General features: G+C 76.6%; 6 protein-coding genes. 4 read left to right on the forward strand and 2 right to left on the reverse strand.

The genetic code is table 11. From position 1 onward, the window contains the following. The first annotated feature begins 143 nt into the window (after positions 1-143). The 3 genes from ACFWA9_RS36825 (at position 144) to ACFWA9_RS36835 (ending at position 3,824) form a co-directional block, all read left to right on the forward strand. Positions 144-1,457, forward strand: a complete 1,314-nt coding sequence (locus ACFWA9_RS36825; protein WP_380393517.1) for a D-alanyl-D-alanine carboxypeptidase family protein — start codon at positions 144-146, stop codon at positions 1,455-1,457. A 79-nt stretch (positions 1,458-1,536) separates the two neighbouring features. Next, the gene (locus tag ACFWA9_RS36830) at positions 1,537-3,360 is read left to right on the forward strand and encodes an alkyl/aryl-sulfatase (protein ID WP_380393519.1); all 1,824 of its coding nucleotides are present in this window, start codon (positions 1,537-1,539) and stop codon (positions 3,358-3,360) included. 44 nt (positions 3,361-3,404) lie between these two features. Beyond that, the gene (locus ACFWA9_RS36835) at positions 3,405-3,824 is read left to right on the forward strand and encodes a PPOX class F420-dependent oxidoreductase (RefSeq protein WP_329486109.1); all 420 of its coding nucleotides are present in this window, start codon (positions 3,405-3,407) and stop codon (positions 3,822-3,824) included. Here the strand turns inward: ACFWA9_RS36835 and ACFWA9_RS36840 are convergent. Further along, positions 3,808-4,686, reverse strand: a complete 879-nt coding sequence (locus ACFWA9_RS36840) for an alpha/beta fold hydrolase (protein ID WP_380393521.1) — start codon at positions 4,684-4,686, stop codon at positions 3,808-3,810. The two genes, ACFWA9_RS36835 and ACFWA9_RS36840, sit on opposite strands and share 17 nt — an antisense overlap. 81 nt (positions 4,687-4,767) lie before the next feature. After that, the gene (locus ACFWA9_RS36845) at positions 4,768-5,415 is read right to left on the reverse strand and encodes a hypothetical protein (RefSeq protein WP_359836969.1); all 648 of its coding nucleotides are present in this window, start codon (positions 5,413-5,415) and stop codon (positions 4,768-4,770) included. Positions 5,416-5,935: 520 nt separating this feature from the next. Between ACFWA9_RS36845 and ACFWA9_RS36850 the strand changes: the two genes are divergently transcribed. Further along, positions 5,936-8,160: heavy metal translocating P-type ATPase (locus ACFWA9_RS36850; RefSeq protein ID WP_380393523.1), on the forward strand; the 2,225-nt coding region annotated here is incomplete at its 3' end.

Raw genomic sequence — 8,160 nt, forward strand, 5'->3', positions numbered from 1 at the left:
ACGCCGGACCCGCCGGACCCGCCGGAGCACCCTCTGCTCCGGCGGGTCCGGCGCGTCCGGGCCGGCCCGCCCCGTCCGGGTGCCGGGGCCCGGACGGAGCAGCGCACACGGCGCCCCGGCCGCGCCGCGGGTACGTTCGCGGTGTGCAGCAGAGGTCACACCATGTCAGAGGACCGGCCGCGGCCGGTGCCGTCGCCGCCGCGCTGGTGCTCGCCACCGCGGCGTCCGCGGCCGTCGCGCAGGACGCGACCACCGTGGTCGGCGGCGAGCGGCTGGGCCGCCCCGCCGTCCAGGTGGCCCCGCTGGCCGGGGCGCCCGCGCTGCCGGTCGAACTCACCGGCCGGTCCTGGCTGGTCGCCGACGCGACCACCGGTGACGTCCTGGCCGCCCGCAACGCCCATCTGCCGCTGCCGCCCGCGAGCACCCTGAAGATGCTCTTCGCGGACACCGTGCTGCCCAAGCTGGACCGCTCCCTGGAGCACAAGGTCGCCCCGGCCGAGCTGGCCAACCTGGGCGTGGGCAGCAGCCTGGTCGGCATCAAGGAGAACCTGCCCTACCGGGTGGAGGACCTCTGGCGGGGCGTCTTCCTCAGCTCCGGCAACGACGCGGTGCACGTCCTGGCCCACATGAACGGCGGCCTCGCCCGGACCGTGGCCCAGATGCAGGACCGCGCGGTGGCCCTCCAGGCCCGCGACACCCACGTGGTCTCGCCCGAGGGCTACGACCAGGAGGGGCAGGTCTCCTCGGCCTACGACCTGACGCTGTTCGCCCGGGCCGGGCTTCGCAACCAGGACTTCCGCTCCTACTGCTCCACCCGCACCGCGCGCTTCCCCGGCGGGGTGGACAAGACGACCGGTCAGCGCACCGCCTTCGACATCGCCAACACCGACCGGCTGCTCGGCAAGTACCCGGGCCTGATCGGGGTGAAGAACGGCTACACCACCGGCGCCGGCGCCACCTTCACCGGCGCCGCCGAACGCGGCGGCCGCACCCTGCTGGTGACGGTGATGCACCCGGAGTCGCAGACCAAGGTGTACGACGAGGCGGCGAGCCTGCTCGACTGGGGCTTCGCCGCGGCGGGCCGGGTGGAACCGGTCGGCCACCTGGTGGACGAGCCGGCCGCCGCCGCGTCCGCCCCCGCCGAGGCCCCCGCGACGGGCGTCGTGCCGCACGCGATCGAGCAGGCCCACCACGCGCTCGGCCCGGCCGGGTGGACGACGCTCGTGCTCGGCGGGGCGCTGGCGCTGTGGTCCGCGGGCCGGGCCCGGACCCGGCGGCTGCGGCTGCGCCCGGCTGCCGTCGAGGCCGCCGCCGCCCCGCTCGCGTTCGCCCGGACGGGTGCCACCGCGCTGGGCGGCTCGACGGCGGTCGGCGGTCGCGGCCGCCGGCGGGCGGCCCGCGCCCTGCGGTCGACGGTGCGGTCGGCCCGTCGGCGGCTGCACAACCACCGGGCCTGACTCCCCGGCGGCCACCGCGCCGCCGGCCCGGCGTGCGGCCGGACGCCGCCCGCACACCACCGATGGAACGGAGCCTGCGATGACCGACCTGCCCTTCGATGACACCACGGACTTCGAGGACGCCGACCGGGGTTTCCTCGGCGCGCTGGTGCCCGCCGTGGTCCGGGCCGCCGACGGGCGGGTGGTCTGGGACAACGACGCGTACGGCTTCCTCGCCGCCGACTGCCCGGACACCGCCCGTCCGAGCCTCTGGCGCCAGGCCCGGCTCTGTGCCCGGCAGGGGCTCTACGAGGTGGCCGAGCGGCTCTACCAGGTGCGCGGCCTCGACCTGTCCAACATGACGCTGGTCGAGGGCGAGCGCGGGGTGATCGTGATCGACCCCTTGATCTCCGCCGAGACGGCCGCCGCCGCCCTCGCGCTCTACCGGGAGCACCGCGGTGACCGGCCCGTCACCGGCCTCGTCTACACCCACTCGCACGGCGACCACTTCGGCGGCGCCCGCGGCGTCCTGCCGCCGGGCAGTGAGGAGGGCGTCCCGGTCATCGCGCCCGCCGGCTTCCTGGAACACGCCGTCAGCGAGAACGTCTACGCGGGCAACGCGATGACCCGGCGGGCCATGTTCATGTACGGCGACCGGCTGCCGAAGGCCCCCGACGGGCAGATCGGCGCCGGCCTCGGCATGACCACCTCCACCGGCACCATCACGCTCGTCCCGCCGACGGTGGACGTCACCCGCACCGGCCAGGAGGAGACCGTCGACGGCGTGCGGATCGTCTTCCAGCTCACCCCGGGCACCGAGGCACCGGCCGAGATGAACTTCCTCTTCCCCGGCCTGCGCGCACTCTGCCTGGCCGAGAACGCCACCCACACCATGCACAACATCCTGACGCTGCGCGGCGCGGTGGTCCGCGACGCCCGGATCTGGGCCCGCTACCTGGACGAGGCGATCGAGTACTTCCACGGCCGGTACGACGTCGCGTTCGCCTCGCACCACTGGCCGACCTGGGGCCACGACAACGTGGTCGCCTTCCTCTCCGAGCAGCGCGACCTCTACGCGTACCTGCACGACCAGACCCTGCGCCGGCTCAACGACGGGCTCACCGGGACGGAGATCGCCGAGGAGCTGCGGCTGCCGCCCGCGCTGGAGCGGCGCTGGCACGCGCGCGGCTACTACGGCTCGCTGAACCACAACGTCAAGGCCGTCTACCAGCGCTACCTCGGCTGGTTCGACGGCAACGTGGCGCACCTGTGGGAGCACCCGCCGGTGGCCCAGGCGCAGCGGTACGTCGAGGTGGCCGGCGGCGGCGAGGCCGCGCTGGCCAAGGCGCGGGGCTACGCGGACTCGGGGGACCTCCGCTTCGCGGCCACCCTGCTCAACCACGTGGTGTTCGCCGACCCGTCGAACCGGGCGGCCAGGGAGGCGCTGGCCGGCGTCTACCGGCAGCTCGGCCACGGCGCGGAGAACGGCCCCTGGCGCAACTTCTACCTGGCGGCCGCGGGCGAACTGCTGGACGGCCCCGGGACGGTCCTGCTCGACGCCGCCACCCCCGGGATGACGGCGGCCCTGACCACCGCCATGCTGCTCGACTCGATCGCGATCCGGATCGACGGGCCGCGCGCCTGGGACGAGGCGCTGACCATCGACCTGGTGCTGACCGACGAGCGGCTGCGGTACCGGGTGACACTGCGGCACGGCGCCCTCACCCACCGGTCGTTCCCGGCCGGGGACGCGCCCCGGTCGCCGGCCGGGCTGACGCTCACCCTGACCAGGCCGCAGTTGCTCGGCCTGCTGGCCGGCCAGGCCCTAGACACCGTCCGGCACGAGGGCGACCCGGGGCTGCTGCCGCGGCTGTTCGCCCTCGTCACCACCCCGGAGCGGGCGTTCCCCGTGGTCACCCCCTGACGACGGTCACTCCCCCGGCCCACGGCGCGGCCTAGAATGCGGCCATGAGCGCCGCCACCCCCGACCCCGCCTCGCAGGACCGGCTCGCACGCCTGGTCCGGCTCTCCGCCGGGAACTACCTGCTGGTCACCACCTACAAGAAGGACGGCAGCACGGTACCGACCCCGGTCTGGGTGGTCCGCGACGGCGACGCGCTGGGCGTCTGGACCGTCACCGACTCCTGGAAGGTCAAGCGGATCCGCAACCGCGCCGACGTCCTGGTCGGCCCGTGCGACGTCAAGGGCCGGCCGACCGGCGAGCAGTACCCGGCGACCGCCGAGATCCTCGGCCCCGAGCGGACCGCCGCCTACCGGACGCTGCTGCGGCAGAAGTACGGCCTGCTGGGTGTGCTCACCCTGCTCGGCAGCCGGGTGCGGCGCGGCGAGCGCGGCACGGTCGGCATCCGGATCACGCTGACGGACTGAGCGGCTCCGGCAGGGCCGGCCGGTCCTGCGCCCGGGCGCAGGTGTCCAGGACCACCCGGGCGACCAGCTCCGGGTCGTCGTTCATCGGCACGTGCCCGCAGCCCGGCAGCCGGACCAGCCGGGCCGCCGGGAGTTCCCGCAGCGCGCGCACGCCCTGACGGCGCAGCAGGATGCGGTCCCGGCTGCCCCAGGCGACGGTGACCGGCACGTCGCCGGCGGCCCCGGTGAACCGCAGCCCGCGGCCGGCCGCGAGGGTGGGGCCGAAGCCGGTCGCCTCGCGCAGCGCCCTGGTCTCGGCGACGGCGGCGGCGGGCTCCCGGCGGCCGGGGCGGGCGTAGATGGAGCTGACCAGGAGCGCGCGGCCGGCCGCGGAGCGGGCGATCCGGCCGACGGCGGGCGGCGGCAGCAGCCGCGCGCCGAGCCGCATCCCGCCCAGCACCGCGTAGGCGTAGCGGCGTTCGGCCTCGGTCCAGAAGCCGGCCGGGGCGAGCGCCGTCACCGAGCGGGCCAGGCCGGCCCGGCCGAGGCCGAGGGCCAGCAGTCCGCCGAGGGAGTTCCCGGCGACGTGCGGGCGTTCGATCCCGAGTTCGGCGCAGAGCCTGCCGAGTACCGGCACCACCGCCTCCAGCCCGTACGGCACGCCCGGTGGCAGGGCGGGCGAGGCGCCGAAGCCCGGCAGGTCGACGGCGATCACCTCGTGCCGCTCGGCCAGCGCGGGCAGCACGGGCTCCCAGGCCTGCCAGTGGTGGCCCACGCCGTGCAGCAGCAGGAGCGGGCTGCCGGACCCGAGCCGCTGGTAGCGGACGGTCACCTCCCCCGGTCCGGGCGGGGCGGGCAGCGCGAAGGTGACGTCGGCGGGCATGCGGCTCCTCTGCTGGACGCGATGTCAGCAAGGATTACCGACGAGTAGCCCGCCCGGCAAGAGGTACGCCCTGCCGGCCGCTCAGTACCGGACGGCCCTGACCACGACCGGCAGCAGCGTCTCCTCCGCCGGCCGGCGGCTGAACGCGACCGGGGAGGCCTGCGCCCCGACGGCGAGGTGCTCCGCGCCGACGATCGAACTGTCCACGGTCTTCCCGCTGGTGTCGGTGAAGTCGACCTGCACCGCGTACGAGGCGGTGTTCACCCCGTCGTTGGTGATGGTGACCACGACGGCGTGCAGCCCACCGGTCTGCGCCCGCGGCACCCCGGTGATGGTGACGTCGCCCAGCGCGTTGCCGCCGTTCTCCAGCGTGCCCAGCGCGGCCGCCGCGTTCTGCCGCGCCTGCTCGCCCTGTGCCGAGGCGGAGGCCGCGAACGAGGCGGCGGCGGCTGAGCCGGACTCGGCGGCCGCCGACGCGGACGCGAGCGCCGACTCCGCGGTCGAGGCCAGCGCGGACGGCGGTTCCCCGGAGAACGACGACGGGTTGGGCGCCGTACTCAGCGTCGAGGCCTCGGAGCGGGTGACCGACGGATTGGTCGACGAACTGCTGCACGCGGCCAGCACGGCGGCCCCGGTCAGCGCGGCCACCAGCGCCACGGCCCGCGGCCCGGACCACCCCCGGCGAGCACCCTCGGCAGGACGGTTCGGGAAGCTATGGAGTTCACGCACCGGAGTTCCCTCTTCTGATCGGCGTCCAGCGGCCGACGACCGCTACGTCCCCATGCTTCGCAACGACCGCCCCCGCCGCGAAACCTGCTCCCCCGTTCGGGTACCCCCGGCCTCCACCGACACCGTCGCCGGCGGCGGGCGGCGCTCCTGTTTCCGGCTCGACACCCCGCTGACGGACGGCGGCCCCGGCGCGTTCCCGGGCGTGGTGTTCCGGGGTGATGTGCGGGTGGTGGGAACCGGTGGGGGTGGCGGGCCGACTGGTGGGGGGTGAGTGAGATGACGCCGGGTGGCCGGCCGTGGAGTGTGGTGGCGGGGTTCGCCCTGCTGTTGGTGGTGGTGTTCGTGGCGGCGTTCGCGCTGGGGCGCGGGCCGGGCCGGTGTCGCCGGGGCTGACGCCCGGGAGCGGCGGGGGCGGGGGCACGCCGGGGATGAGCGGGCACGACATGGGGGCGGGCCGGTGAGCGCCGTCGCGGACGCGCCGGCCGGGACGCCGGTCAGCACCGACCTGACGGTCGGCGGGATGACCTGCGCGGCCTGCGTCGGCCGGGTGGAGCGGACGCTGGCGCGGATCGACGGGGTCACGGCCGGCGTCAATCTCGCCACCGGGCGGGCGCGGGTGCTGCACCCGGCCGGGGTGGCCGTCGGGGACTTGGTCGCCGCGGTCGAGCGGGCCGGGTTCACGGCCGCGCCGGCCGGGGCCGGGCAGCCGCCGGTGGACCGCGTCGAGGAGCCCGCGGAGCGGTGGCGACTGCTGGTGACCGCGCTGGCGGCGGTGCCGGTGGTGGTGCTGTCGATGGTGCCGGCGCTGCAGTTCCCGGCCTGGCAGTGGGTCTGCTTCGCGCTGGCCGTCCCGGTGGTGACGTGGGGGTCGGCCGGCTTCCACCGGCGGGCCCGGCAGGGGCTGCGGCACGGCACGGCGACCATGGACACGCTCGTCAGCCTCGGCGTGGTGGCGTCCTTCGGCTGGTCCGCGTACGCGCTGGTGTTCGGCGGGGCGGGCGGGCTCGGCATGCGGATGCCGTTCTCGCTGACCGCCGACGGCGGGGGCGGCGCGCACGTCTATCTGGAGGCGGCCGTCGGGGTGCCGCTGTTCGTGCTGGCGGGCCGGCTGCTGGAGGGCAGGGTGCGGCGGCGCACCGGTTCGGCGCTGCGGGCGCTGGCCGAGCTGGGGGCCAAGGAGGTGTGCGTCCGGGATCCGCGGTCCGGGCAGGAGCGGCTGATCCCGATCGACCAACTGCTGCCCGGCGCGGAGTTCGTGGTCCGGCCGGGCGAGCGGGTGGCCACCGACGGGGTGGTGGTGGAGGGCGGCTCGGCGCTGGACCTCAGTCTGCTCACCGGCGAGAGCGCGCCGGTGGAGGTCGGCCCCGGCGATGCCGTGGCGGGTGCCACGGTGAACGTCGGCGGCGCGCTGGTGGTCCGGGCCACGGCCGTCGGTGCGGACACCCAACTGGCCCGGATCACCGCCCTGGTGGCGGACGCGCAGGCCGGCAAGGCGCGGGCGCAGCGGCTCGCGGACGCGGTGGCCGGGGTGTTCGTGCCCTGCGTCCTGGCGGTGGCGGTCGCGGTGCTCGGCTTCTGGCTGGGGGCGGGCGCCGATCCGCAGGCGGCGGTGACGGCCGCGGTCGCGGTGCTGGTGGTGGCCTGTCCGTGCGCGCTGGGCCTGGCCACGCCGACCGCACTGCTGGCGGCGACCGGCCGGGGCGCGGAGCTGGGCGTCCTGGTGCGCGGGCCGGAGGTGCTGGAGAGCCTGCGCCGGATCGACACCGTGGTCCTGGACAAGACCGGGACGCTCACGACCGGGCGCACCGAGCTCGGTGAACTCACCGTCGTGCCCGGGGTGGAGGCGGACGAGGTGCTGCGGCTCGCGGGCGCGGTCGAGCAACGCTCCGAGCACCCCGTGGGCCGGGCCGTCCTGTCGGCGGCCCGGGCGCGCTGCGGGTCGCTGCCGGCGGTGGCGGGCTTCGCGGCCACCGCCGGGGTCGGTGTCACGGGCAGCGTCGAGGGGCGGGCCGTCCGGGTCGTCCGGCCGGAGGACTCCTCGGCGGAGCTGCCCGCCGTCCTGGCCGGGGCGCGGGACCGGGCCGGGGCGGCCGGCCGGACACCGGTCCTGGTGGAACTGGACGGCCGGGCGGTGGCCCTGCTCGCGGTCGGGGACACCCTGCGCTCCGGCAGCTGGCGGGCGCTGCACCGGCTGCGCGCGCTGGGGCTGGAGACCGTCCTGCTGACCGGCGACGGCCCCGGGGCGGCCCGGGCGGTGGCCGCCGAGCTGGGCATCGAGCGGGTGCACTGCTCGGCCTCTCCGGCGCGCAAGGCCGAGGTGGTCGCCGAGTTGCGGGCCGCCGGGCGGACCACGGCGGTGGTCGGCGACGGGGTCAACGACGCCGTCGCGCTGGCCTCGGCGGACCTCGGGGTGGCGCTCGCCTCGGGCAGTGACGCCGCGATCGGGGCGGCCGGGCTCACCCTGGTGCGGGGCGACATCGAGGCGGTGGTGGACGCCGTCCGGCTGGCCCGGCGGACGCTGGCCACCATCCGGGTCAATCTGCTCTGGGCGTTCGGCTACAACCTGGTGCTGATCCCGCTAGCGGCGGTCGGGCTGCTGAACCCGATGCTGGCGGCGGTGGCGATGTCGCTGAGTTCGCTGCTCGTGGTGGGCAACAGCCTGCGGCTGCGGACGTGGCAGCCGGGGCGCGGCGCGGGCCGGCCGGGCCGCGGGCCGCGCCGGGGCGCCGCGGGGGTGGCCGGGTG

The organism is Kitasatospora sp. NPDC059973 (assembly GCF_042737525.1).
GTDB lineage: Bacteria > Actinomycetota > Actinomycetes > Streptomycetales > Streptomycetaceae > Kitasatospora.